Below are 22,972 nucleotides of genomic sequence, written 5' to 3' on the forward strand. Positions count from 1 at the left end.
AAATGCCTCTAATTTAAAAACGCGGGCCTTATTCCAGTTCGATCTTGGCTTTCTTGATGATGTTGGCGTGGCGCTTGGTCTCCGACTGGATGAAGGCGGCAAACTGCTGCTTGTCCAGATTCAGGGGCACATAGCCAAAGGTCAGGAACTTTTCTTTCACTTCGGGGGTGGCCATCACTTCGGCAATGTCTTTGCGGATCTTGTCCTGGATGGCGGGTGACAAGCCCTTGGGGCCGACGATGGTGTTCCAGCCGCTCACCTCGTAGGGCGCAGCGGGGCCGCCAGACTCGGCCACCGTGGGCACGTCGGGGTAGGCTTCCATGCGCTTGGGGCCTGCCACGGCCAGGAAGCGCAGCTTGCCCGCACGGTACATGCCGCCTGCGGTACCGGCAGAACCAATCGAGAAGCCCAGTTCGGCGGTGGCCACCGAGGTGTAGAGCTGGGTGGTTTCCTTGTACAGCACGTGCTCAAACTTGGTGCCGGTCAGTTGCTCCAGCTCTTCCACGCCCAGGTGCACCGGGTTGCCGATGGACCACGAACCGTAGTTGATCTTGCCGGGGTTGGCCTTGGCATCGGCAATGATGTCCGTCATCTTTTTGTACTTGCTGTTGGTGGGCACCACGTAGAACAAGAAAGACTGGAACATCGGCGCGATGGGCTCGAAGTCGACATTCACGTCGTAGGGCAGCTTCTTGAACATGAACGGGTAGGCAGCCAAATGCACGCTGTCGAGTTGCAGCAGGTCGTGGCCGTCCTTGGCACCGCGCTTGAAGGCGTCGATGGCGATAAAGCCGTTGCCGCCGGGCTTGTTCTCGATCACCACCGGCTGGCCCCATTTTTTGGACAGCTTTTCGGACAGCACTCGGGCAATCGCGTCGGGTGCGCCGCCCACCGGGTAGGGGTTGAGGATGCGCACGGTCTTGGTGGGCCATTCTTCGGCCATGGCAAGGTGGGGCACGGCAGCGGCCAGGGCGGCCATTCCAAGGGTGAGGCCGAAGCGGCGCAAAGTGATCTTCATGGTGTTGTCTCCTACAGGGTTTTTTAACTACTATCAAAAATATAGCTACTTACGCCGACGGCATAAGCGCTGGATGCCGATCTCTCTTAAATTCAGTCGATGTATTTCAGGCCCGCCTTCTCCAGCGGTTCGCGCATCTTGTACATATCGAGGCCCAGCACACCGGCGGCCAGCTTGGCGCGCTTTTCGCCTTCGAAGCTTTCGCGGTGCTCTGCCGTCTCTGCTACCTGCATGGCGATGGCGGCGGGCACCACCACGATGCCGTCCACGTCGGCAATCACCACGTCACCGGGGTTGACGATGGCACCGGCGCAAATCACCTGCACGTTGACCGAACCCAGCGTGGCCTTGATCGTGCCCTTGGCGTGGATGGCTTTGCTAAACACCGGGAAGCCCATTTTTTGCAGCTCGTCCACGTCGCGCACGCCGCCGTCGATGATCAGGCCCTTGGCACCGCGGGCCTGGAAGCTGGTGGCCAGCAGGTCGCCGAAGAAGCCGTCCTCGTTCTCGGTGGTGCAGGCGGCCACGGCCACGTCGCCGGGCTGCAACTGCTCTGCGGCCACGTGCATCATCCAGTTGTCTCCCGGCTGCAGCAGCACGGTGACCGCGGTGCCGCAGATGCGCGCGCCCTGGTAGACCGGGCGCATGTAGGGCTTCATCAGGCCCACGCGGCCCATCGCCTCGTGGATGGTGGCCACGCCCAGTTTGGACAGGCGCTCTACGGCGGCCGGGTCGGCACGGGTGATGTTGCGTTTGACGATGCCGAGGTTGTTCATGCTCATATTTGTCTCCTGAATGGTTTAGCGGCCTTGGGCCTTGAGGGCTGCGTCCAAACGCGGGAAGACGCGGCGGGCGTTGCCCTCGTAGATCTGGGCGCGGTCGGCATCGCTCAAAATTTTGCTGGCTTCGATGTAGCGCTTGGTGTCGTCGTAGTAGTGGCCGGTTTCGGGGTCTATGCCGCGCACCGCGCCGATCATTTCGCTGGCAAACAGCACGTTCTTCACCGGGATCACGGTGTTGAGCAGGTCGATGCCGGGCTGGTGGTAGACGCAGGTGTCGAAATAGATGTTGTTCATCAGATGCTCGGACAGCAGCGGCTTCTTTAGCTCTTGCGCCAGGCCCCGGAAACGCCCCCAGTGGTAAGGCACTGCGCCACCGCCGTGCGGAATCAAGAAGCGCAGCGTGGGAAATTCCTTGAACAAATCGCTGGTCAGGCACTGCATGAAGGCGGTGGTGTCGGCGTTCAGGTAGTGCGCGCCGGTGGTGTGGAAGCAGGCGTTGCAGCTGGTGCTCACGTGGATCATGGCGGGGATGTCGTACTCCACCATTTTTTCGTAAATCGGGTACCAGGCCTTGTCGCTCAGGGGGGGCGAATTCCAGTGGCCACCGCTCGGGTCCGGGTTCAGGTTGATGCCGACGTTGCCGTATTCCTTGACGCACTTTTCCAGCTCGGGGATGCAGGTGGCGGGGTCCACGCCTGGGCTTTGCGGCAGCATGGCCGCGCCGATGAAATGCTGCGGGAACAGTTGCGCCACGCGGTAGCAGAGCTCGTTGCAGATGGCCGCCCAGGTGCTGGACACATTGAAGTCGCCAATGTGGTGGGCCATGAAGCTGGCGCGCGGGCTGAAGATGGTGAGGTCGCTGCCGCGCTCTTTCATCAGGCGCAGCTGGTTGGATTCGATGGTTTCGATCAGCTCGTCGTCGCTGATCTTCAGGTCGGACACTTTGGGCATCATGGCCGGGTCTTTGATACCGGCGATCTGCTGGTTGCGCCAGTTCTCCAGCGATTTGGGGGCGGTGGTGTAGTGGCCGTGGCAGTCGATGATCAGGGGTTGGGTCATGGTGTTTGTCTCCTTGGATTGAATTTAGTCTGCGTACAGCTTCTTACACAGGGTCCATACCCTGATGGCGTTTGGCCTCTAGCGCCATCGGGGAATTCATGTATTCCAGCAAGGCGCGCACGGCGTCAGCCTGGGTACTGGCGGTAGTGATCCCGGCAGAGAAAATCGTGGTCACCTGGATAGCCGGTGGCAGCGGGCCCAGCACGGTGATGCCCTCCAGGTTCAGCAATTCGCTGAGCTGCTGGAAACCCAGCTCCACCTCGCCGCGCGCCACCAGCGCACCCACGGGCACGCCGGGGGGGGCCTGGACAATGCGGCTCTGGATCTGGTCGGCAATGCCCCAGCGCTCGAACAGCTTGGCCAACGCCACGCCGCTGGGGCCGGTCGAGTAGCTGATGCTGCGGGCCGCCAGCACGGCAGCGCGCACCGCCTCTTCGCTGGAAATATCGGGCTGCTGGGCACCGGCGCGCACCGCCACGGCCACGCCCGAGCGCACCAGGTCCACCCTGGAGCCCGCCAGCAAGTGGCCTGCAGCTTCCAGCTTGGCGATGGCGTCGGATGCCAGCACCACTACGTCAAATGCCTCGCCTGCCTGCACCCGCTTGGCAGCGTCCACGCCGCCTACGGACTCCATGTCCACAGGCTGGCCGGTGCGCTGGGTGAAGTCGGCCAGCAGCTCTGCCAGCAGCAGGCGGGTGGCCATCGAAGAAATACCGGTGATTGGGCTTGTCATGGCCGTGATTGTGGGCACCGCAGACCCCAAAACCAAGGCCCCACCCTGACTATCAGCTATAGCAATTCGGCATAATAGAGCCAACGGTATATCAAAACTAGGGTAACTACTGAGATGGACCTCAAGCAAATCGAATACTTCGTGCGGGTAGCCGAGCTGGGCAGCTTTACCCGGGCCGCCGTGGCGCTGGACATGGCCCAGCCCGCCCTGAGCCGCCAGGTGCGCCTGCTGGAGGTGGAGCTGCGGCAAAACCTGCTGGTGCGCAATGGCCGCGGGGCCACGCCCACCGAGGCGGGCAAGCTGCTGCTGGAGCATGGCCGGGGCATCCTGCACCAGGTGGCCCGTGCCCGCGAAGAGCTGGGCCGGGTGCGTGGCGGGCTGGCGGGCCGGGTGGCCATTGGCCTGCCCAGCAGCCTGGCGCGGCTGCTCACCGTGCCGCTGACGCGCGCCTTTCGCCAGCAAATGCCGGACGCGTCCCTGTCCATCCGCGAAGGCCTGTCGGTAGACCTGCAGCAGTCGCTCATCAGCGGCCGCCTCGACATTGCCGTGCTGTACAACGGCCAAAGCACCGCCGAAACCGATATCAGCCCGCTGATGGAAGAAGAGCTGCTGCTGGTACAGGCCCGCCCGCCCGGCCTGCTGGAAGAGCCGCCGCCCGCGCCCATCACGCTCAAGGCCATCGCCCAGTTGCCGCTGGTCATACCCAGCCGGCCCAACGCCATCCGCATGCATGTCGAAGCCGAAATGGCCAAGATCGGCTGCCGCCCGATGGTGGCACTGGAGATCGACGGCGTGGCCGCCATCCTGGACCTGGTGGCCGACGGTGCGGGCTGCGCCCTGCTGTCGCCGCACGCCGTGGCCAGCTCGATCCGCCCCTCGGCCTTCACCACCCGCTCCATCCAGCCGGCCCTGCGCACCAAGGTCGCCCTGGCCACCAGTTCGCTGCGCCCCAGCACGCTGACGCTACAGGCCACGCTGGCGCTGATCCGCAGCACGGTGGCACCGTGGGCGGGGTGAGGCAGCCCGGCACATACCGCTGCCGTTAGCCCGAATGGGGCATATGCATAGACCCAAAATGCCCCGCTCCGCCCCGCATAATCCTCCCCTGTCCAAAACCCACCAGCCGCCCCAGGCGGCGCTTTCCATGACTTTCAAACGCCAGTTCCTCCAGTCCGTCGCCGCCCTGTCCGTGGGCCTGTTCCTCAGCGCTTGCGGCAAAACCACGCCGACCCCGGTGGCCGCCGAACCCGCTGCATCGGCCCCTGCGGCACCGGCGGCCAAGGTCATCACCGTGGGCACCGACCCGACCTACGCACCGTTTGAATTCCAGAACGAAAAAGGCGAGATCGTCGGCTTCGACATGGACGTGCTGAGCGCTGCGGCCCAGAAAGCCGGGCTGGAAGTGAAGTTTGTCAGCACCCCGTGGGAAGGTGCTTTCACCGCGCTGGCCCAGGGCGACCGCGACGTGCTGGTGTCGGCCATCACCATCACCGATGAGCGCAAGCAGACCATGGACTTCTCGGACCCGTACTTCGAGGCCAGCCAGCTGATCGCCGTGCCCGCAAAATCCACCGTTGCCAAGCTCGACGACCTGAAGAGCAAAAAAATCGGCGTGCAAACCGGCACCACCGGCGAAGAGGTGGTGGTCAAGCTGCAAGGTAAAACCAGCACCAACATCAAACGTTTTGAATCCACCCCGCTGGCCCTGGCCGAGCTGGCCGCAGGCGGCGTGGATGCCGTGGTGGCCGACAACGGCGTGGTCACCCACTACCTGGCCAACAACCCCGGCGCGGGCTTCAAATCCATCAGCGACGCAGGCTTTGCCCCCGAGTTCTACGGCGTGGCCTTGAAAAAGGGCAACACCGAGCTGCTGGCCCAGATCAACAAAGGCCTGGCCGACATCAAGGCCGATGGCAGCTACCAGGCCATCACCGACAAGTACTTCAAGCCCACGAAGTAAGCCTCGGAGCACGCAATGGTCTGGCGTTGGGACATTCTGGCCGGGTACGGCCCCCTGTTTGCGCAGGGTCTGTGGATGACGGTGCAGCTCACGGTGATTGCCACCGGGGCGGGCATGCTGCTGGGCGCAGCGGTGGGGCTGGTCAACACCCGCAGCCTGGCACCGCCCTCCCCGCCCTGGCCGGTAGCCTGGGGCCTCAAACTGCTGCGCGCGCTGGCCACTGCCTACGTCACGTTTTTCCGCGGCACGCCGCTGTTCGTGCAGATCTTGCTGGTCCACTTTGCGCTGATGCCGCTGCTGATCCACCCCGACGGCGGCTGGCTGCTGCAGGGCGATCTGGCCCGCAGCTTCCGCCAGGAACACGGGGCCTTTTTCTCCGGCGCGGTGGCGCTCACGCTCAACGCCGGGGCTTACATCTCGGAGATCTTCCGCGCGGGCATCCAAAGCATCCACTCCGGCCAGAACGCCGCCGCCCAAAGCCTGGGGATGAGCCCCTGGCTGAGCATGCGCTACATCGTGCTGCCCCAGGCCTTTCGGCGCATGGTGCCTGCGCTGGTGAATGAAATGGTGGCCCTGGTCAAAGACACCTCGCTGGTCTCGGCCATCGGCCTGCTGGAGCTGGCCATGGCCGCCCGCACCGTGGCCGGGGCTTATTCGCGCTACTGGGAGCCTTACCTGGCCATCTCGGCCATGTACCTGGTGCTGACCTGGACCCTGTCGCAACTGGCCAAAAAGCTCGAAGTGCCGGAACACGCACGCGGGCGCTAACTTTTACCTTTCCAACATGCCTCTCTCTTCCCCCCTCACCGCTTTCTTCGCCCAGCGCCCGCTGGTGATCCTGGACGGCGCACTGGCCACCGAGCTAGAGCGCCGGGGTGCCGACCTGAACGACCCGCTGTGGTCGGCCAAGCTGTTGATCGAGCAGCCCGCGCTGATCTACCAGGTGCACCTGGACTACTTCCAGGCCGGGGCCGACGTGGCCACCACCGCCAGCTACCAGGCCACCTTCGAGGGCTTTGCCAAGCGCGGCTTCGATGCCACCACCGCCGCCCAACTGATGCGCAACGCCGTGCGCTTGGCGGTGGAAGCGCGCGACACCTTCTGGGCCGAGCCCGCACACCGCGTGGGCCGCATCCAGCCGCTGGTGGCCGCGTCGGTAGGTCCGTATGGCGCGATGCTGGCCAATGGCTCGGAATACCGCGGCCACTACGGCCTGAGCGAAGAAGAGCTGATGGACTTCCACCGCCCACGCCTGGCCGTGCTGGTGGATTCGGGAGCCGACCTGCTGGCCTGCGAGACCATTCCCTGCCTGGCCGAGGCCCGCGCCATCGCCCGCCTGCTGCCCGAGTTTCCCGGCGCAGCGGCGTGGATCAGCTTCTCGTGCAAGGACGGCCTGCACACCAGCGAAGGCGAGCTGCTGGGCGACTGCGTGGCCGCGCTGAACGGGTTTGAACAGGTGGTGGCTGTGGGCGTGAACTGCACCGCGCCCGAATACATTGCCTCGCTGGTGGACCAGATGCACGCCCGCACCAGCAAGCCGCTGCTGGTCTACCCCAACTCGGGCGAGCACTATGACGCGACCCACAAGCAATGGCACGGCAACCCCAGCGCCTCGCACTTTGCCGACCAGGCCCGTGGCTGGCACGCGCGCGGGGCCCGGCTGATTGGCGGCTGCTGCCGCACTTCGCCCGACGACATTGCCGCCGTGCACCAGTGGGCCAGCGCTTCGCTGCCCAGCCATCCATGAAGCCCCTGCCGTGGTTCACCGCCGTGCTCTTGTGGGCCTGCCTGGGTGCCGCCCAGGCCACCAGCTTTGAAGATATCCAGCGCATCAAGGCCACCGAGGGCATTCCCCGCTGGCGCGAAGCCACCCAGCGTGCCCGGGACCTGCGGGCCGCCCCGCCCACCGCCGCCGCAGCAGCAGCCTGGAAAGCGCTGGACGCGCAAACCGACCCGCAGGTGGGCAAGGCCCCGCTCGACCAGAGCACCGGCACGCTCAACCCCACCGACCTGCTGCTCAACGCCAGCTGGCTGCGCTGGCGCGTGCTGTCGGAAAACGCCGACGCGCGCTACTCGTTTGCCTACGCCATGGACCTGGCCCGCATGCGCAGCGGTACCAACAATAGCGACAACTACGACGACGAAGCCACCATCTTCTACTTCCACGCCAAGCTGGCGCTGACCCTGGACGGCATGCGCTGCACCGACCGCACCAAGGCCGAGCACCTGCAAAACTGGTACGCTGCCTTGCCCGGGCTGCAGCCGCTGGCCCAGAAGGCCGCCCGCATGCCGCTGGCCGAAAAATCCGCCGCCATCCTGGAGGCCATCACCATGGAAGAAATGCTGGGCGAGCGCCCCGCCATGGGCTGGCTGTGCCCGCGCCGCGATGCCGAGCCGCCATCTACCACCCCGCCGCCGCGCTTTCTGTCGGATGATGGCTGGCGCAAATACCGCAAGGACCTGCTGGAACAACTCACCCGCAATGCCCTGAAAGATTTATAAGAAATAGGCCTCCAGCGCTTATTCCATGAGCGCAAGCAGCTTCTTTTTTTGTAGCAAACCTATTTGGAAACCCCCACCATGCTGCCTTCCACACCGCTCTCCCACGCCGCCGCTGGCCTGCTGCTGGCCGCCGCCAGCGCCCAGGCCCAGGCAGCCCCCAGCATCCCACCGCACGGCGGCGTGTGGCCGGTGCAGGCCGGGTTTGCATTCGACCTGGCCAAGAAGAAGGCGCTAAAAACCCGCCAGTCGGTCAGCGGCATCGCCTGCAGCCTCAACGCGCAGCAGCAGCGGGTGTGCCTGCTGGCGTTTGACGAAGGCGTGCACGCCCGCTGGGCCACGCTGAAAGACGCGGCCATGGTGGCCGAACCCGCCCCGCTGGTGCTGCGCGACGACACCGGCGAGCTCGATGCCGAGGGCGCGGCCACCGATGGCCGCTACTTCTATGTCACCGGCTCGCACTCGGCCAAGCGCAAGAGCGGCGAGAGCAATCCGCACAGCCGCCACGTCATCCGCTTCCAGCGCGACCCCGCCACGGGCCGTGCACTGCGCAGCGCCGACGGGTCCCTGGCGGGCTATGCCGACACCGGCCGCTTATGGACGGTGATGCAAGCCCAGCCCGCCCTGAAAGCCTTTGCCAAAGAGAACGCCGCCCTGGGCGAGGAGGCCGGTGTCAACATCGAAGGCGTGGCCGTGCGCGACGGCCGTTTGTACTTTGGCCTGCGCAGCATGGGGGCCGTGATCGCAGTGGATGCCGAAGCCCTGTTCACGCCCGCAGGGGCCGTCAAGGCCACCGTCACCCCGCTGGTGCTGGGCACCGGCCGTGGCATCCGCGACATGGAAGCGGTGGGCCAGGGCTTTTTGCTGCTGGCCGGCCCCAACGATGCCGAAGCCCACCAGGGCGTGGGCTGGACGGTAGCGTGGTGGGACGGCCAGGCCAGCGCTGCCCCGGTGACACCCAAGGTGCTGGCATCGCTGGACCTGGGCCAGGTCAAGCTGGGCGACTGCGACAAGGAAATCAAGCCCGAAGCCCTCACCGTGCTGAAAGAAACGCCCGGCAGCTACGAGGTACTGGTGCTGTCCGACGGCATGTGCGAAGGCGGGCCGCTGGCGTTCACGGTGCCCAAGTAAGTTCCTAAGAACGTGTTCACGATCTAAGCCCAGATGCGGTAGACCCAGAAGCTGTCGTCTTCGTGCATGCGGCGGCGCAGCGCATCCGGGCTCAGTCCGGTGATCTGGCGGGATACGCGGCACAGGTGGGACTGGTCGGCGTAACCCGATTCGGCGGCGATCGCGGCCCAGTTGGGCGTGCCCAGGTCCATCGCCTCGCGCGCCTGCATGAAAGCCGACTCGGCCCGCGCCCGGCCGCGCAGGCCGCGCAACGACTGGCCGGTCCAGGCGCGGATGCGGCGCTCGGCCTGGCGCAGGCTCTGCCCTACGCCCGAGGCCAGGGCCCGCACCGCCAGGGCCTGCACCCACTCGTTGACACCGCGCGCGGGCACCACGCCCTCGCGCCGCGCCGCCTGCCAGCGCGGCAGCATGAAAGCTTCGATCACCCGCAGCCGGGCCGGATCGTCGGGCGCGTCCAGCACAGCCTGGGCCATGCGGCACCAATCGGCATCCATCACCTTGTGCAGCGGGCTGTGGCGGTTCACATGGGCGGCGATGTCGATGCCGGTCATGGCGTGCAGGGCATCGGGCAACAGCATCAGCATCAGAGCGAACGCCGGGCCGGGATGGCGGGTCACCGTGGGGGCCGTTTGCGGGCCCAGAAAAGTCACCCGGTGCATGGGCTGCGGCCGGTCAAACACTTCATCGCCCCGGGCCAGCATGTCGACCTCGCCCTGCAGCATCCAGCACACGCAGCAAAACGGATACGAAGGAAAGTGGTTCAGCCGCTCGTTCGGCAACAAATCCACCCCCAGGGTGCTGCGAAACAGGTAGGCGCGGATGCACGGTGCCACGCCCCAGCTGGGCGCAACCAGGCTGGCAGTGGAACGGAGGGCAGACCGGGTTTGCATGCATCCAGTGTAGCTATTTCAAAGTGTCGCAAACGTTCAATACCGCATGGTTTTGCACACACACACTGGACTGCATGCACACTGTTTTGCCAGGCCCTATGACGGCCTCACCACTCCCTCCCGGCCCGGTCGGGCGCTTCGCAGGCCTGCGCCTGCTGCGCCAGATGGGGCAAGATTACCTTGGTGCAGTAGAGCGCCTGCATGCCGCCCATGGCGATGCCGTGTATGCGCACATCGTCTCCAGGCACAGCTTCGAATTCTTCCACCCCGAGTGGGTGCGCGAGGTACTGGTGGACAAAGCCCGCAGCTTCATCCGTTGGGAACGCGCCACGGACGTATTTGCCGAAGTGCACGGCCACAGCGTGCTGGTCACCGAGGGCGCTGTCTGGCAGCGCCAGCGCCGCATGCTGCAGCCCGGCTTTGGCCCCCGGCGCATGGCCGCCTATGCCCGGTGGATGGTGGCCGCCGCTGGCGAGGCGCTGGATGCCCTGCCCAAGGTGCCCGCGCAAAGCCTGGATTTCGAGCCACTGATGACGCAACTGACCATGGACGTGGTGCTGCGCACGCTGTACGGCCACGCGGTGGGGCCCGATGGGCAGGCCGAGGCCCTGGCCGCCGCACGCGACGTGCAAACCATCAGCCGCGACGGCATGCAGGCCATGTTCTGGCCCGCCAGCCTGCCCGACTGGCTGCCGCACAAATGGCCGGTGCGCCAGGCCAAGCAAAGGCTGGATGCGCTGGTGCGCAGGCACGTTGACCAGCGCCGCCAGGCAATCCACCGGGCTTCGGCAGGCCACCCCGCGCAGGAGGACCTGCTGGGCATGCTGCTGGCCGCCCGCGACGAGCAGGGCGACCAGGGCGCGTTAAGCGATACCGAAATACGCGACCAGTGCATGACCATCTTTCTGGCCGGGCACGAAACCACCTCCGCCGCGCTGACCTGGTGGGGCCACGCCATGGCCCAACACCCCGACTGCGCCCGGCGCGCGCAACGCGAAGTGGACCACGTACTGGGCCAGCGCCCGCCCCAATACGGGGACCTGCCCGCCCTGCCCTACCTGGCGCAAACGCTGAAGGAAACCATGCGCCTGTACCCGCCCGCCGCTGCGCTGATTGCCCGCCGCGCACTGGAGCCGGTACAGATCGGTCCCTGGCAGCTGCCCCAAGGGGCCCTGGTGCGCGTCACGCCCTGGGTGCTGCACCGCGATGCCCGCTGGTTCCCCAACCCCGAGCGCTTCGACCCGGAGCGGTTTTCCGAGGCGGGCCAGGCGACCCAGGTGCGCGGCAGCTACCTGCCGTTTGGCACCGGCCCCCGGGTCTGCATCGGCAGCCTGTTTGCCATGACCGAGATGGTGCTGGTGGCCGCCATGGTGCTACAGCGCTTCAGCCTGTCCCCAGCCACCGTGGCCCCGGTACAACCCCGGCTGAACGTGATCTTGCGTCCCGTCGGAGGCATGCCTTTGCACCTGCGCAGCCGCAAAAAGTTCCGCCAGGAGAATTTATATGCCGTCGGCACTGTGTGCTGAACGCTCACAGGCCGGGCTGCGGGGCACAGGCGCCGCTGGCCGGGTTTCGCCCCGGCAGGCGAGGCACTTCTTCTTTGCTTCGCCAAAGAAAAGTACCCAAAAGAAAGGCGAGCCGAAGTCGTCGCCCCTGCGCTGCGCTGCGGGTACGCTGCGTTGCTCGGTCCGGGCGGGGTCCCGCTCAAACTCGGCCTGCGGCCTCAAACAATCGCGGGCCCTGATCCGCCCAGCCCTGCGCTACTCGCCGACGCCACACGGCGTGGGATCGGACAGCAAACAACCAACATCCAAAGTCGAACACCCAGCGCAGCCGGGCTCGCGCCCTAGGCGCGATGGGGCGCTGCGCGCCCCCGATCCCGCGTCCGGGGTCCCCATCTGTATGCGCCGAGGAGCACAGCTTTGGGCGGATCAGGGCTGGCGTCTGTTTGAGCGCAGCGAGTTTAGCCAGACCCCGCCCAAAGCGAGCACCGCAGGTTCCCGCAGCGCCAGCGGAGGGCGCAGACAGTTGGGGCGCCTTTCTTTGGGTTACTTTTCTTTTGCGCAAAAGAACAAGTGACTGCGCCGCCGGGCGCAACTCCCAGCCAGCGGCGGCTGTGGCATCCAGCACTCCACAGGTCACCCAAACCCAGACAAAAATATCTTAATGGAAAGTGCCTCCAGCGCTTATTCCAAGGGCGTGAGAAGCTACTAAAAGAAGAGCGTTTCGGGTCTCAACATTTTGAGGAAAAGCTACCGATACGGGAAAAGTCGTAAGACGTGACCGAGATATAGTTGCCCATTGTTGGGTGCGGGGTTTGTCAGAATTTTTATACCTGTATAAAAACCAACCGACCCTCTTAACAACCAGTCTACAAGCCACCGGCAGGAGATTTCGATGAGCAACTTAAACCTCAGCAGCCGATTTAATCCTCAGGGTTTGCGGTAGGCATTACGTTAGTCGTCATGGGCACCGTTAAAGCGCATTTGCACGATTTCACAGACGAGGATAGGCCGTTCTCGGACCCGGTCAACGCGGTCGCTATTTCAACTCGGCAGATCATTCGAGAAGGCTACGAAGTGCTCCGTGTCAGTCACGACTATGACGGCGACTGGCAAGTGCTGTGTGGAACCACCACAGATGTGGCGGATGCACTCGTAGTTTGTCTGGGTTGCGCGTTCCAGCGAGATCGTTCAATCGGAGAGCTTGCCCGAATGCCCCGCGGTTGGTCAGCATGGCGTGAGCACTACGGCGCGACTTGGGAGTTGGAGCAGAAGGAGCCGGAAAATGACGACTAACAGTTCCTTCCAGCGGATGCTGGCGGCACCGTTGACGTCAGACGTCCCCCCGCCCCAACGCATCCTGCCCCCCCGGCCCCAACACCCCCAACCGCACATAACCCGCCAACCCAAACGACTCCGCGTCCCGCAACTTCACCCCCCGCGCCCGCAGCCGCTGCAACCGCAGCGCCAAATCCCCCCCCGGCGGCCGGGCGCAAAAGAAGTTCGCCACGCTGGGCACGCACTCCCACCCGAGCGTGCGGCACAGAATGATCTGCCGCTCCTTCCACGCCCGCAACGTCACCAGACTCTGCGCCAACCACGCCTGGGTGGCAGGCTCACACCAGGCCTGCAGCATCGCCACGCCGTGCGCACCCACGGGCCAGGACGGGCACAGGGCCTGGAGCGGCGCGGGGTCGGCACCCAGCGGGGCAATCGCGTAGGCGGCGCGAATGCCGGTGAGGCCCAGGGCTTTGTTGGGGGTCCACATTTGCCACACCCGGTCCATCTGCCCGGCATCCAGGCTGGGCGTGCCTTCCAGGCGCAGCGGGACGTAGGCGCAGTCCAGGACCAGGCTCTGGCCTGGCTGCAAACCGTCCACCAGCGCGGCCAGACCGGGATGCGCCTGCCCCAGCGGGCTGGACGGCTCACAGGCCCACAGCAACTGCGCTCGGGCGACATCGGCCGACACCAAGCCCCAGGCCCGCGCCGCCTGCGCGTAGTCGCCGTAGTGGTGCTGCGGCAGGCACACGCCCTGGCCCCGGTGCAGCGCGCTGGTGCGGTGGATGAACTCGCTGGCGCTGGCCGCCAACAGCACCCGGGCCGCATCCACGCCGTGGAACGCGGCCAATTGCGCCCGCAGCGCCGTGTACTGCGGGTCGGGGTAGCGGGTGGCATCGGCCTGCTGCACGGCGGCCAGGGCGTGGGGGCAGGGGCCGCAGGCGTTGCTGTTAGTGGAGAAGTCAAACAGCGGCACGCCCAGCGCGTCCGGCCCACCGTGGACCGCCGTCATAGCCACCTCTCTATCAAAATCATAGCTGTCACCGCCAGCAGAATAAGCGCTAGAACCGCATTACGTGCATGAAAAATGGCCGTGGGCGTGTCCCAGGAAGCGGGCTCGCGGCCCTCGGCGTTCAGGGTGTACACGCCCGGCTTGCCCAGGCGCACGCCCAGGCACAGCGCCATGGCCGCCATCGGCCAGCCGCTATTGGGCGAAGGAGTGAGGCGCGCCTGCTGCCCCAGCGCGCGCCACTCGGTGCGGTCGGCCAGCACCATCAGCAGCACGGCGGTGATGCGCGCGGGCAGCCAGCTCAGCACGTCGTCCGCCCAGGCGGCCCACTTGCCTGCCCATTCCCAGTCGCGCCCGTTGCGCATGCCCCGGTAACCCCACATGGCGTCGGCGGTGTTGGCGAACCGGTACAGCGCCGCGCCCGGCAGGCCCAGCAGCACGAACCAGAAGATGGGCGCGACCACAGAGTCGTTCAGGTTTTCGGCCAGCGATTCGATGGCGCTTTCGCGCACCTGGCCCTCGGAGAGTGCGGCCACGTCGCGGCTGACCAGCCAGGCCAGGCGCTGGCGGCCTGCTTCCAGCGATTCACCCAGGGCCGCCTCCACCGCCAGCACTTCGCTGCGCAACATCGCCCAGGCCAGCAGGGGTTTGAGTAGCAGGCCCAGCAGCAGCACCGCCAGCAGCCCACCAGGCCACGCGCCCAGGGCTGCGGGTAGCTGCAAGATGCTTTTCTGCAAAAACCACGCCGCTACACAAACCGTAGCTGCTCCCGCCCACCACATAAGCGCTGCAAGGCTAAAAGACTTGTAATCTGGCTTGGCGGTGGGCGTAGTGGGTGCCACACGCCGCCCGGCCCAGCCCAGGTAATTGCCCATCCACACCACCGGGTGCCAGCGCACCGGCGGCTCACCCAGCCGGATGTCCACGGCCAGCGCCAGCAGCAGCACGGCGATCAGCAAAACGGTCAGCGGGAGACCTCGCCGGGCAAAGCATCGCCCGCTTGTGCAGGCACATCCGGTACCAGGCGCAAGAACTGTTCAAAGTCTTCCCGTTGGCCTAAGGCGGCTTCCCGGCGTAAATAGTCCAGCGTTTGAAAAGAGGCCATTTTTTCAGCGGCGGCGCTGGCAATAAACTGGTTGACAGAAATGCCGTCTTTCAACGCCAAGGCTTTGATGCTTTCGTGGACCGAATTAGGCAATCGGATGGTGAGCGCAGTCATGGTGGGTTCTCCTTCAATAGGTGCAAAAACTGACCGGGAGTGATCGCCCGCACGCCAAGTTGTTCGGTGCGGCGAAAATCTTTGATGTTGTGCGTCACGATGTAGAGACAACCGGCGGCCACCGCGCACTCCAATACCATGTCGTCGTCCGGGTCGCGCAAAAATGGCCTCCACAGATAGTGGATGTCTTGCAGATGCGCGAGGCTCGCCAGATACCGCACAAAACCCAACGCAGTATGGGCGTTCGCACCCGCAGGCCGGTGCTCAGGCCGACTGAGCACAGCCTGCCACTCGGTATATAAGGCGACAGACAGGCATATCTGAAAGCGCGGATGCGGCATTGAGGCCAGCAGTGCAAAACTTGCACCGTTGCGCGACCGCGCAGCAGCGACCAAAACCGAGGTATCTAAAACCACTCTCATAGTTACGCCAGTGTAACCACTAAATAGAAAAAATGTCCTTTAGCACCCGCTCCACCCAGCCAAACCCCACCCGCTCCTGCTCCAGCCGCAAACGCGGTTGCAAGCGGTTGTCGCGCAGATCATCAAACAGCGCGCCCTCCTCGGCCGTCAGCCGGGGCAAATTGCGCAGCACGGGTTGCGGCTCTTCGCCCCAGTGGTCGGCGTGGGCCAGCAGGGTGGCGCGGTCCATCAGCAACGACTGGGTGTGCGGCAGCGTAGCGCGCAGCTGGTCGAGGATGGCGAAGCCGTGGGTGTCGATGTCGCCCCAGTAGTGCACTGCGCAGCGCTGCAGCCAGTGCGCCCCCGCCAACGCCTCGAAGCCGTAGCCCGCACCGAACACCACCATGCTGCCGGGCAGCGGCGGGAAGGCCAAAAAATTGACCTCGTTTTCGGTAATGAAGACGTGGCGAACGGCGGGCGCAAGTTGTGCGAACGCGGCCTGGGTGATGCTGATGTCCTGGCCAAAGGCCGAGCCGTCCAGCAACCGAAAACGGATGCGCAGGGGTTTGTCCTGGAAGCCGTAGCGGCGGGCGAACTGGCTGGCACCGGTGGCGCTGGGGTCTATGGCCTCGGGCGGCAAGGCCATGTCCAGCAGCTCGGCCAGTACGCTGCGGTGGGCTTCGATGAATTTACTGTCCACCCCGGCAATGTCCACCTGGCGCAGGTAAATGCCGGGGCGCGGGCGGGCTTGCAGCCAGGCCACCACGGCCAGCAGACGTGGCCACTCTGCGGCCAGGGCCAGGGCGGTCAGGGCGCGCTTGGCCAGCCACGGGAGCAGCACGGGCTGAACATCGCTGGTGGTGCGCAGCAGAGCCTGAAAACGTTGTACCTCTTTGGTTTTGCCGATGAAGGCGATGGCGGCCTCCAGCAAGTCCAGCCACGCGGCGTCGGGCACGCTTTGGGTGCCGACTTCGCGGTGGCGCACGGTGCGCTCGGTGAGCCGGTAGTGCCCGGCGTGTTGGCGCAGGTCGGCGGCCCAGAGGCGGACTTCGGGGAAACGGGTGGCCAAGTCGGTAGAGCTGGGGGCGGTGAGTGCAAGGCGCAGGGGGAAATAGCCTTCTTGCGGCTGCACTGTCTGCGCCAGCAGGCTGCCCTTGTCCCACAGCTTGTGCACCTGGGCGCGCAGGTCGGCGGGGCTAGTCCAGGGCATCGACGTGTACCTGGCTGGTCAGGATCGCCAAGCGGTCTTTTTCAGCCTGGTATTCCTGGATGCTGAGGTTGCGCAGCTTGGAGTCGCGGCCTTCGTCGTTTTGCACAAAGCCGACGCTGGACACGAAGGGTTCGATGATGTGGATTTTTTGCAGCGGGGTGACGATGAGCAACTGCAGGTTCAGCTTTTGGAACAGCTCCAGCCCGTACTGGGCCGACTCGTCCGAGCCCCGGCCAAAGGCCTCGTCGATCACCACAAACCTGAAGCTGCGCGAACGGGTTTCACCCATGGCCAAGCCAAACTGGTAGGCCAGGCTGGCGGCCAGGATGGTGTAGGCCAGCTTTTCTTTTTGCCCGCCGGACTTGCCGCCCGAGTCGGAATAATGCTCGTGCTCACGCCCGTCCAGCCGCCAGCGCTCGCTGGCAGCAAACACGCAGCGGTTGCGCACATCGGTGACCTTGGCGGTCCAGCGGCGGTCATGCTCGGTTTGGCCTTCGCGGCCCCGCAGGCGCTCGATGAGGGCTTTGATTTTGAGGAACCGGGCTTCCGAGTACTGCGCATCGTCGCCCGACAGGGTGTGGTCCAAACAGGCGGTCAGGTCCGATTTGAAGTCGCGCACTTCGGCGTCGGTGGTGGCTTGGGCCTCCAGCACGATGAAACGCTCGGGGTTGTAGTCGATCTGGGTCAGCGACTGGTTGATGCGGGTGATGCGCTCGCGGATGGTGGCTTCTTCGCGGTTGAGCTGCGAGTTGAAATTGGCCACCTCGTTGATGGTGTTCTCGTTCAGCAGGGCCTTGAACTTGCCCTCGAAGCGCGGCAGGTCGTCGGCGGCCAGTTGCTGGAGCAGCGCACGGTACTCGCCCGCCGAGGCCACGGACACGTCAATCTCTTGCGTCTCCAGCTCGTATTTGGAATTGAAGGCCCGCATCACGGCAATGATTTTTTCCAACAGGCGGCTGGCTCGCGCGGCTTCGGCATCGATAGACTTTTGCAGCGCATCACGCAGTTCGCGTTCACGGGCATCGCAGGTTTCGATCGTCAGCGGCTGAGCGGCCATATGCTCGGCTTGCAAGGCCACTAGCTGGGCCGAAATGGTGGGTTCGATATCGCCCACCAAAGCTTCGGTCTGGCGGCGCAATTCTTGGGCGGTGCTGCTGCGGTCCTCGGTCTTGGCGCGCTTGTCGCGTTGCGCAGCCCATTTTTCTTCGGTATCGGCCAACTGACCTTCCAGCTCCGCCAGGCGCTGGGCCAGGCTTTGCAGCAGGTCAGAAGAAGACTGCAGGCGCTTCAACTCGTCTTGCAGCCGCGCCACCTCCAGCGCCAGGCTAGGCCAGTCCAGCTCGCTGAAGTCGCGAAACTCCACCAGCTTGTCTAGCACGCTGAAGCGCTCCTGCAACGCCTTTTGCGCCTGCTGCAGCTCGGCTATTTGCGCGCCGATGCGGCCCAGCGTGCCCTCCAAGACGCGGGCCTTGCTTTGCAACGCAGCCAGCTTGGCAGTGTTGCTCCAGCCCAGCACGTAGCGGCTGCGGTCGTCGATACGGTGGCGGTCGTCCTTCTCGTGCCGCTCGCCGCCCTTGGTCTGGCCGGCCCGGGTGATGGCCTTGGGCTCGCGGCGAAACTGCTCCTGGCTGGTGCAGCAGACGACGTTGAAGCGCTGCCACACCGCTTGTTCGACCCAGGCATACAACGGCGAATCGGGCTTGATGGTGATCTTGCGCGGCAGGGCATCGGCGTGCAGTGCAGGCGGATCGGCGGGTTTGGCAGGCCGCACGCTAAAGTAAACCAGCCGGCCTTGCAGGTGGGTCTGGTCCACCCATTCGGCGACGCGGGCGTACTGCGCCTCGGGCACCAGCAGCGACAGGCCAAAGTTGTGCATCAGCCGCTCGATGGCACCCTCCCAGTCGCGCTCGCTGTCGCGCACCTCGATCAGTTCGCCAGCGAAAGGCATGCTCTCTTCGGCATAGCCCAGGGCCTGGCACAGCGCGGCGCGGATAGCGATTTGCTGGGTGTCGATATTGCTGCGGCGGCTCTTCAAGCTGAAGATGTCGGCGCTGAGGGCTTGGTGCTCCTGCTTGCCCAGGCTGAACGTGGCACTGTGCTCGATCCACTCGTTTTGCAAACCGGTGCTGCGGTCTTTTTCCGCCTCTTGCAGTTGCACACAGCTTTGTTGCTGGGCCAGCAGGTCTTCGGCACTGGCGACCTGCAGCAGGCCGAGTTGTTTGCGCAACGCGTCAAAGCGGGCGGCATTGGCTTGGCGGCGCTTGATTTCCAGCTGCTTGCGGGCGATATCGTCGCCCATCTGCGCAATGCGGTTGCCGCCGCTTTCGGCAATGGCCTGGCGCAACGCGCGTTCCTGGATCTGCTGCTCGGCCCTGGAAGTCTCCAGCTTTTCGACCTTGGCGTTTTCGCTGGCAAATGTTTCCGCCAGGGTTTGCAAACGCGTGTCGAGCAGGCCCAACTTGGCGGCGGCAAAGTGCGGTCGCAGCGCATCGCGGCAGGCGCGCAGGCTGTCACTGCTGGCCAGCGATTCCGAGTGCCTATCGCAATCGGCCACCAACGGAGTCAACAACGCTACCTGCTCCTTGGCTTTGAGCACGGCGGCGTGGGCCCGGCTGAGGTCGTCAAAGTGGGCAATCAGGCCCTGGATGCGGGGTGCCACGTCAAAGGGCTCCAGCATGTGGTGGCGCACAAAGTCGGTCAGGTTGCCCACCGACTTCATCGACACGGTTTGGTGGAACAGCTCCAGCGCCTGCTCGCCCTCAATGCCGAAGCGGCGGCGAAAGTGCGCGCCGTAGGGCGGAAAGCTGTCAAACAGCGTGGCCCCACCCTTGCGCAGCCGCGTGCGCAGCGCAGTAACCGCCGGGCCGAAATCGGCAAAGTCTTGGGTAATGGACAGCGGCTTTTCGCTGGCAACATAAAAGCGCTCGGGCTGGCCAAACGTGTCTTTCAGCCAGAACACCTGCGCCAGCGTCACGGTTTGGCCAAACCCGGCGTTGTGGAACACGCCCAGGATGACCGAGTAGCTGCCGCTGTCGCGCAAGGCCACCGGTTTGGCGCTACCGCTGGCCTCGTTACGCTCCGATTTGTAGTGGCCCAGCACATAGGAGCGCAGCGAGCGCTCCTTGGCATCGGCCCCTGCCGCCTTGTTGTAGGCGATGCGCTGGGCGGGCACCAACAGCGTGGTGATGGCATCGACCAGCGTGGATTTGCCCGAGCCAATGTCGCCGGTCAGCAGGCCATTGCGGCCATCGAGGGCCAGGGTCCAGACGCGTTTGTCGAAAGTACCCCAGTTGAGGACTTCCAGGCGCTGGAGGCGGAAGCCCGAAAGACCCTCGTCCGCTACGGAAAAGAGGAGTGGTGATTCGGGGTCAAACAGGTCACTCATCTTCAGCATCCGTCTCGGGGGCGGCCAGTTGCACCTGGTAGGCCGCCAGCCGCTGGTCGAAGTCGGCCAGCCATTGGGCATCGACAAAGGCTTTCAGGATGCGGCGGACCTCGAACATCGGCTCCTGGCCCACGCCCGCAGGCTTCAGGCGGCGCACGAAGCCCAATTCGATGACCTTGTTCAAATGCGTCTCCACCTGGTCGATCAGGCGCGACTCGTTGGAGCCTGCAGGCAAGAACACCCGGATCAGCTCCACGACTTGCTCACGTGACAGGATCAACCGCGTATCCCCGCCGCTGGCATCGAATTCGGCCAGCTTTTTGCGCAGCAAGGCCAGCAGCAGGCTGACCTGGAAGCCCAGCGGCTGGCGGCGCACCAGGCGCGGCAGTTTGGGGCTGTCCTCGTCATCGGTGGCGCGGGAGCGCAAAAACGCATAGCCCTCGGCTTCGTCCAGCACCAGGTCCAACGCCAGCACCGCCACGTAGTCGCTCACCCGCGGGCGCAGCTTGAGCAAGGCGGACCACAGGGCCGTGTCGTCGTCGCGGTAGAGCACGCTTTTGAGCAGGGGCACGACGATGGCCGTGAGGTCGTACTGTGGGGCGGCGCTCTCAATGGCATCCATGGCTCAGTTCCTGACAAAAATGACGCGGGGCAATTGGGCGCTGCGGGTACTGCCCTCCAGCGTGGTCCAGGTCACCGTCTCCAGCGTGTCTTCGTCAACCACCGACTGCGCGGCCACACTGGCCAATTGCAAATACGCCACCAGCTCACCCAGGCCCTGCTGCAGGGGCCGGGCTTGCAAGAGCTCACCCAGGCTGATCTGGTTTTGGGTTTGCAGCGACTGGCGGATGTGGCTGGCCAGGGCGGCCTTGTCTACCCGCACCTGCGAGAACAGCACCCCGGCATCCAGGTCCCCGTCGCCCGCCTCCAGCGCCGCGGTGCGCAGCACGGTCTTGGTGGCGGGGCTGTACAGCGGGCGCTCCAGGGGCAGGTCCACGCTGGGGGTCAGCGCGGGCATGGATTGCACGCTGCCGCTGGGTGGCGCATCGCGCAGCGCCAGGGCGCGGGCTTCGATGCTGTGCAGCACGTCCATGATGCGGCGGTTTTCCAGCCAGGCCTGGTCGTCCAGAAAGCGGCGCAACTGCTGCGAGAGCTGGGCGACGGTGCGCTGTGCGTGCTCGCCCGCCTCCAGCCAGTCGTAGTGCACCCGGCGCAGGCGGGCATCGGGCGACAAGGCGGCCACCGGCGGCAGGGACAGCACGCGGTCCAGCAGCGCGGTCAGCTCTTCCTGGCGTTTTTGCGACATCAAAAAATCCCAAAACGCCCTAAAACTCTTGCCCTGGTCCGAGTCGCTGATCGCATCGCGTTCACCCAGAATGTCTTGCAGCAGCTCGCCTTTGGAGCCACTCCACAGCGCAATGCGCTCGCGCACCCGGCGGTCCAGCGTGCGAAAGTTGTGCTCCACCTCGCGAAAGTCGGTCAGCAGGTCGCGCGCCAGGCCGGTGAACTGCTGAAAGCGGTCTTTGAGCGCGGTGTCGTCCAGCAAGGGCATGTTGCCGCTGACCACCCGGGCGATTTCTGCATCGATCTCGTCACGGCGCTTGTGCAGCTCGGCAATGCGCGTCTCGGGGTTGGTGTCGCTGCCCTCGCTCATTTGCTTGAGCAGGTCAAACAGCGTCAGCAGGCGCGACTCGGTGCCCACAAAGGCCCGGTCAGACAAACTAACCAGCCAGGCCAGGGCGCGCTCGGTAGCGGGGGTGAGGTCGAAATGCGGCTCGTCCGAGCCTGGTGGATAGAACTTGCGCAGCCAGCCCTTGTCGTTGGCAGCCCAGTCGTTCAGATACTCCAGCGCGGGCTTGGGATACGCCTTGTCGCCCAGCCGTTCACGCAGGCCATACAGCGTATCGTTCAGCGCCTCCACCAGATCGGCCTGGGCCATCACCCGCATATTAGGGGTGATGAACACGCGGTGCAGAAAACTCGCTACCAAGGGCGCGTGTTCTGCACCCAGCAAGCGCCAAGCGGGGTGTTGGCGGCGCAGTTGTTCGAGAGTGGTGTAGTCGAGCACAGCCATCAACTGGAAGTCAGCTTGGCCAAGGTTGCCATGGGCAAATACAGGCACAGTGAATCGTCCACGGTCGCGATGAAGCCCAACGCCTCGTAAAACGCTTTGGCCTTGGCATTCTTGGCATCCACCACCACAGCGTACAAACCCACTTGCTGCGAGAACTCCAGCGCCAACTGCAATGCAAACGACATCAGATGCTGGCCGGTGCCCTGCCCTTGCTGCAGCCGGTCTACCGCCAGCCGACCGATGCGCAAAGTGGGCGCTGGATAACGTAGCAGCTTCAAGTGGGCGGGTAATTTTTGGCTCTCCACCTGCCCGGCACTCAGGGTGACAAAGCCCACGACCTGGATGCCATCTGCGGCTAGTGCCACATAGGTTTTGCCGAAGCCACGCCGCTCCAATTGCCCGGCCTGGCGCTGTAAAAATTCGTTTAAAGCGGGTTCACCGCAGTCAAAACCGGCCCGCTGGTGGCGCGCCGCCAGGCGCTCAATCCGCACCACCATTTAGCGTATCGCCATGAGCTTGCGCAAAGCCTCTGTAGGTTCAGGTGGGTTTTCGCAGGTCGCCACAAAACGCTCGAAGTCCGCTTGTGACAGCGTGATGGTGTCGTTGTCCGCCACGATGCGCCGCGCCGCCTCGTAGGCGTTTTGCAGCATGAAGCTGGACACGGTGGAGCCCATGATGGCAGCGGCCCGCTCGATCAAGGCCTTGGCCTCAGGGCTGGTGCGCAGGTTGATGCGTGCAGATTCGGTAGAAGGCGTGGCGATAACGGTCATGGCAGCTCTCCTTGGAGAGGAAAATTGTACGTCAATTTGACGCACAGAGTGC

At 64.8% G+C, this 22,972-nt stretch carries 23 protein-coding genes; 8 read left to right on the top strand and 15 right to left on the bottom strand.

Features of this window, described 5'->3' with window-relative positions; all coding sequences use genetic code 11:
- Positions 1-28: 28 nt before the first annotated feature.
- The 4 genes from AC097O_RS03700 to AC097O_RS03715 form a co-directional block, all read right to left on the bottom strand.
- On the bottom strand, positions 29-1,018 hold the full coding sequence (locus AC097O_RS03700) for a Bug family tripartite tricarboxylate transporter substrate binding protein (protein WP_479591535.1): 990 nt from the start codon (positions 1,016-1,018) through the stop codon (positions 29-31).
- A gap of 92 nt (positions 1,019-1,110) precedes the next feature.
- Positions 1,111-1,794 carry a 4-carboxy-4-hydroxy-2-oxoadipate aldolase/oxaloacetate decarboxylase gene (gene ligK, locus AC097O_RS03705; RefSeq protein WP_315185336.1) on the bottom strand — a complete coding sequence of 228 codons (684 nt, stop codon included), beginning with the start codon at positions 1,792-1,794 and terminating at the stop codon, positions 1,111-1,113.
- Positions 1,795-1,818: 24 nt separating this feature from the next.
- Complete coding sequence (locus tag AC097O_RS03710) at positions 1,819-2,847, bottom strand: amidohydrolase family protein (RefSeq protein ID WP_479592085.1); 1,029 nt, start codon at positions 2,845-2,847, stop codon at positions 1,819-1,821.
- Between the two features lie 55 nt (positions 2,848-2,902).
- A complete protein-coding gene (locus AC097O_RS03715; RefSeq protein ID WP_479591536.1) occupies positions 2,903-3,592 on the bottom strand; it encodes a substrate-binding domain-containing protein in 690 nt (229 codons plus the stop codon).
- Positions 3,593-3,706: 114 nt separating this feature from the next.
- On the opposite strand from AC097O_RS03715, the gene AC097O_RS03720 reads away from it, so the two are divergent.
- From AC097O_RS03720 to AC097O_RS03745, 6 genes are all read left to right on the top strand, one after another.
- Positions 3,707-4,609 (top strand): LysR substrate-binding domain-containing protein, encoded by a 903-nt coding sequence (locus tag AC097O_RS03720; RefSeq protein ID WP_479591537.1) that lies wholly within the window; start codon positions 3,707-3,709, stop codon positions 4,607-4,609.
- 127 nt (positions 4,610-4,736) lie between these two features.
- Positions 4,737-5,552 carry a basic amino acid ABC transporter substrate-binding protein gene (locus tag AC097O_RS03725; RefSeq protein ID WP_479591538.1) on the top strand — a complete coding sequence of 272 codons (816 nt, stop codon included), beginning with the start codon at positions 4,737-4,739 and terminating at the stop codon, positions 5,550-5,552.
- A 15-nt stretch (positions 5,553-5,567) separates the two neighbouring features.
- The gene (locus AC097O_RS03730) at positions 5,568-6,320 is read left to right on the top strand and encodes an amino acid ABC transporter permease (protein ID WP_479591539.1); all 753 of its coding nucleotides are present in this window, start codon (positions 5,568-5,570) and stop codon (positions 6,318-6,320) included.
- A gap of 16 nt (positions 6,321-6,336) precedes the next feature.
- Positions 6,337-7,299 (top strand): homocysteine S-methyltransferase, encoded by a 963-nt coding sequence (mmuM, locus tag AC097O_RS03735; RefSeq protein ID WP_479591540.1) that lies wholly within the window; start codon positions 6,337-6,339, stop codon positions 7,297-7,299.
- Positions 7,296-8,054, top strand: coding sequence for a hypothetical protein (locus AC097O_RS03740; RefSeq protein ID WP_479591541.1), 759 nt, complete (start codon positions 7,296-7,298; stop codon positions 8,052-8,054). Before mmuM ends, AC097O_RS03740 begins: the two co-directional genes overlap by 4 nt.
- Positions 8,055-8,132: 78 nt before the next feature.
- Positions 8,133-9,182, top strand: a complete 1,050-nt coding sequence (locus AC097O_RS03745) for a DUF3616 domain-containing protein (protein WP_479591542.1) — start codon at positions 8,133-8,135, stop codon at positions 9,180-9,182.
- A 23-nt stretch (positions 9,183-9,205) separates the two neighbouring features.
- Here AC097O_RS03745 and AC097O_RS03750 read toward each other — a convergent pair whose 3' ends face one another.
- The gene (locus AC097O_RS03750) at positions 9,206-10,072 is read right to left on the bottom strand and encodes a helix-turn-helix domain-containing protein (protein WP_479591543.1); all 867 of its coding nucleotides are present in this window, start codon (positions 10,070-10,072) and stop codon (positions 9,206-9,208) included.
- A 98-nt stretch (positions 10,073-10,170) separates the two neighbouring features.
- Between AC097O_RS03750 and AC097O_RS03755 the strand changes: the two genes are divergently transcribed.
- Both AC097O_RS03755 and AC097O_RS03760 read left to right on the top strand, forming a co-directional pair.
- On the top strand, positions 10,171-11,598 hold the full coding sequence (locus tag AC097O_RS03755) for a cytochrome P450 (protein WP_479591544.1): 1,428 nt from the start codon (positions 10,171-10,173) through the stop codon (positions 11,596-11,598).
- Between the two features lie 939 nt (positions 11,599-12,537).
- Positions 12,538-12,870, top strand: a complete 333-nt coding sequence (locus AC097O_RS03760; RefSeq protein WP_479591545.1) for a hypothetical protein — start codon at positions 12,538-12,540, stop codon at positions 12,868-12,870.
- 37 nt (positions 12,871-12,907) lie between these two features.
- Here AC097O_RS03760 and AC097O_RS03765 read toward each other — a convergent pair whose 3' ends face one another.
- The 10 genes from AC097O_RS03765 to AC097O_RS03810 are packed head-to-tail and all read right to left on the bottom strand — an operon-like array spanning position 12,908 to position 22,920.
- A complete protein-coding gene (locus AC097O_RS03765; protein ID WP_479591546.1) occupies positions 12,908-13,864 on the bottom strand; it encodes an aminotransferase class I/II-fold pyridoxal phosphate-dependent enzyme in 957 nt (318 codons plus the stop codon).
- On the bottom strand, positions 13,861-14,820 hold the full coding sequence (cbiB, locus tag AC097O_RS03770; protein WP_479591547.1) for an adenosylcobinamide-phosphate synthase CbiB: 960 nt from the start codon (positions 14,818-14,820) through the stop codon (positions 13,861-13,863). The genes AC097O_RS03765 and cbiB overlap by 4 nt, the downstream gene beginning before the upstream one ends.
- Positions 14,821-14,825: 5 nt before the next feature.
- Positions 14,826-15,080, bottom strand: a complete 255-nt coding sequence (locus AC097O_RS03775) for a toxin-antitoxin system HicB family antitoxin (protein ID WP_479591548.1) — start codon at positions 15,078-15,080, stop codon at positions 14,826-14,828.
- On the bottom strand, positions 15,077-15,496 hold the full coding sequence (locus tag AC097O_RS03780) for a putative toxin-antitoxin system toxin component, PIN family (protein WP_479591549.1): 420 nt from the start codon (positions 15,494-15,496) through the stop codon (positions 15,077-15,079). The genes AC097O_RS03775 and AC097O_RS03780 overlap by 4 nt, the downstream gene beginning before the upstream one ends.
- A gap of 25 nt (positions 15,497-15,521) precedes the next feature.
- Complete coding sequence (locus AC097O_RS03785; RefSeq protein ID WP_479591550.1) at positions 15,522-16,691, bottom strand: Wadjet anti-phage system protein JetD domain-containing protein; 1,170 nt, start codon at positions 16,689-16,691, stop codon at positions 15,522-15,524.
- Positions 16,678-20,076, bottom strand: coding sequence for an ATP-binding protein (locus AC097O_RS03790; RefSeq protein WP_479591551.1), 3,399 nt, complete (start codon positions 20,074-20,076; stop codon positions 16,678-16,680). The genes AC097O_RS03785 and AC097O_RS03790 overlap by 14 nt, the downstream gene beginning before the upstream one ends.
- A complete protein-coding gene (locus AC097O_RS03795; protein ID WP_479591552.1) occupies positions 20,069-20,698 on the bottom strand; it encodes a DUF4194 domain-containing protein in 630 nt (209 codons plus the stop codon). Before AC097O_RS03795 ends, AC097O_RS03790 begins: the two co-directional genes overlap by 8 nt.
- Positions 20,699-20,701: 3 nt before the next feature.
- Positions 20,702-22,150, bottom strand: coding sequence for a DUF3375 domain-containing protein (locus tag AC097O_RS03800; RefSeq protein ID WP_479591553.1), 1,449 nt, complete (start codon positions 22,148-22,150; stop codon positions 20,702-20,704).
- Positions 22,150-22,647, bottom strand: a complete 498-nt coding sequence (locus AC097O_RS03805) for a GNAT family N-acetyltransferase (RefSeq protein WP_479591554.1) — start codon at positions 22,645-22,647, stop codon at positions 22,150-22,152. The genes AC097O_RS03800 and AC097O_RS03805 overlap by 1 nt, the downstream gene beginning before the upstream one ends.
- Positions 22,648-22,920 (bottom strand): type II toxin-antitoxin system TacA family antitoxin, encoded by a 273-nt coding sequence (locus AC097O_RS03810; RefSeq protein ID WP_479591555.1) that lies wholly within the window; start codon positions 22,918-22,920, stop codon positions 22,648-22,650.
- Between the last annotated feature and the right edge of the window lie 52 nt (positions 22,921-22,972).

The organism is Rhodoferax sp. LS1P39, from assembly GCF_056521425.1.

Bases quoted from the DNA above. Each gene is read 5' to 3' on its own strand.
- AC097O_RS03700 (WP_479591535.1), bottom strand. From the start codon at position 1,018: ATGAAGATCACTTTGCGCCGCTTCGGCCTCACCCTTGGAATGGCCGCC.
- ligK (WP_315185336.1), bottom strand. From the start codon at position 1,794: ATGAACAACCTCGGCATCGTCAAACGCAACATCACCCGTGCCGACCCG.
- AC097O_RS03715 (WP_479591536.1), bottom strand. From the start codon at position 3,592: ATGACAAGCCCAATCACCGGTATTTCTTCGATGGCCACCCGCCTGCTG.
- AC097O_RS03720 (WP_479591537.1), top strand. From the start codon at position 3,707: ATGGACCTCAAGCAAATCGAATACTTCGTGCGGGTAGCCGAGCTGGGC.
- AC097O_RS03725 (WP_479591538.1), top strand. From the start codon at position 4,737: ATGACTTTCAAACGCCAGTTCCTCCAGTCCGTCGCCGCCCTGTCCGTG.
- AC097O_RS03730 (WP_479591539.1), top strand. From the start codon at position 5,568: ATGGTCTGGCGTTGGGACATTCTGGCCGGGTACGGCCCCCTGTTTGCG.
- mmuM (WP_479591540.1), top strand. From the start codon at position 6,337: ATGCCTCTCTCTTCCCCCCTCACCGCTTTCTTCGCCCAGCGCCCGCTG.
- AC097O_RS03740 (WP_479591541.1), top strand. From the start codon at position 7,296: ATGAAGCCCCTGCCGTGGTTCACCGCCGTGCTCTTGTGGGCCTGCCTG.
- AC097O_RS03745 (WP_479591542.1), top strand. From the start codon at position 8,133: ATGCTGCCTTCCACACCGCTCTCCCACGCCGCCGCTGGCCTGCTGCTG.
- AC097O_RS03750 (WP_479591543.1), bottom strand. From the start codon at position 10,072: ATGCAAACCCGGTCTGCCCTCCGTTCCACTGCCAGCCTGGTTGCGCCC.
- AC097O_RS03755 (WP_479591544.1), top strand. From the start codon at position 10,171: ATGACGGCCTCACCACTCCCTCCCGGCCCGGTCGGGCGCTTCGCAGGC.
- AC097O_RS03760 (WP_479591545.1), top strand. From the start codon at position 12,538: ATGGGCACCGTTAAAGCGCATTTGCACGATTTCACAGACGAGGATAGG.
- AC097O_RS03765 (WP_479591546.1), bottom strand. From the start codon at position 13,864: ATGACGGCGGTCCACGGTGGGCCGGACGCGCTGGGCGTGCCGCTGTTT.
- AC097O_RS03775 (WP_479591548.1), bottom strand. From the start codon at position 15,080: ATGACTGCGCTCACCATCCGATTGCCTAATTCGGTCCACGAAAGCATC.
- AC097O_RS03785 (WP_479591550.1), bottom strand. From the start codon at position 16,691: ATGCCCTGGACTAGCCCCGCCGACCTGCGCGCCCAGGTGCACAAGCTG.
- AC097O_RS03790 (WP_479591551.1), bottom strand. From the start codon at position 20,076: ATGAGTGACCTGTTTGACCCCGAATCACCACTCCTCTTTTCCGTAGCG.
- AC097O_RS03795 (WP_479591552.1), bottom strand. From the start codon at position 20,698: ATGGATGCCATTGAGAGCGCCGCCCCACAGTACGACCTCACGGCCATC.
- AC097O_RS03800 (WP_479591553.1), bottom strand. From the start codon at position 22,150: ATGGCTGTGCTCGACTACACCACTCTCGAACAACTGCGCCGCCAACAC.
- AC097O_RS03805 (WP_479591554.1), bottom strand. From the start codon at position 22,647: ATGGTGGTGCGGATTGAGCGCCTGGCGGCGCGCCACCAGCGGGCCGGT.
- AC097O_RS03810 (WP_479591555.1), bottom strand. From the start codon at position 22,920: ATGACCGTTATCGCCACGCCTTCTACCGAATCTGCACGCATCAACCTG.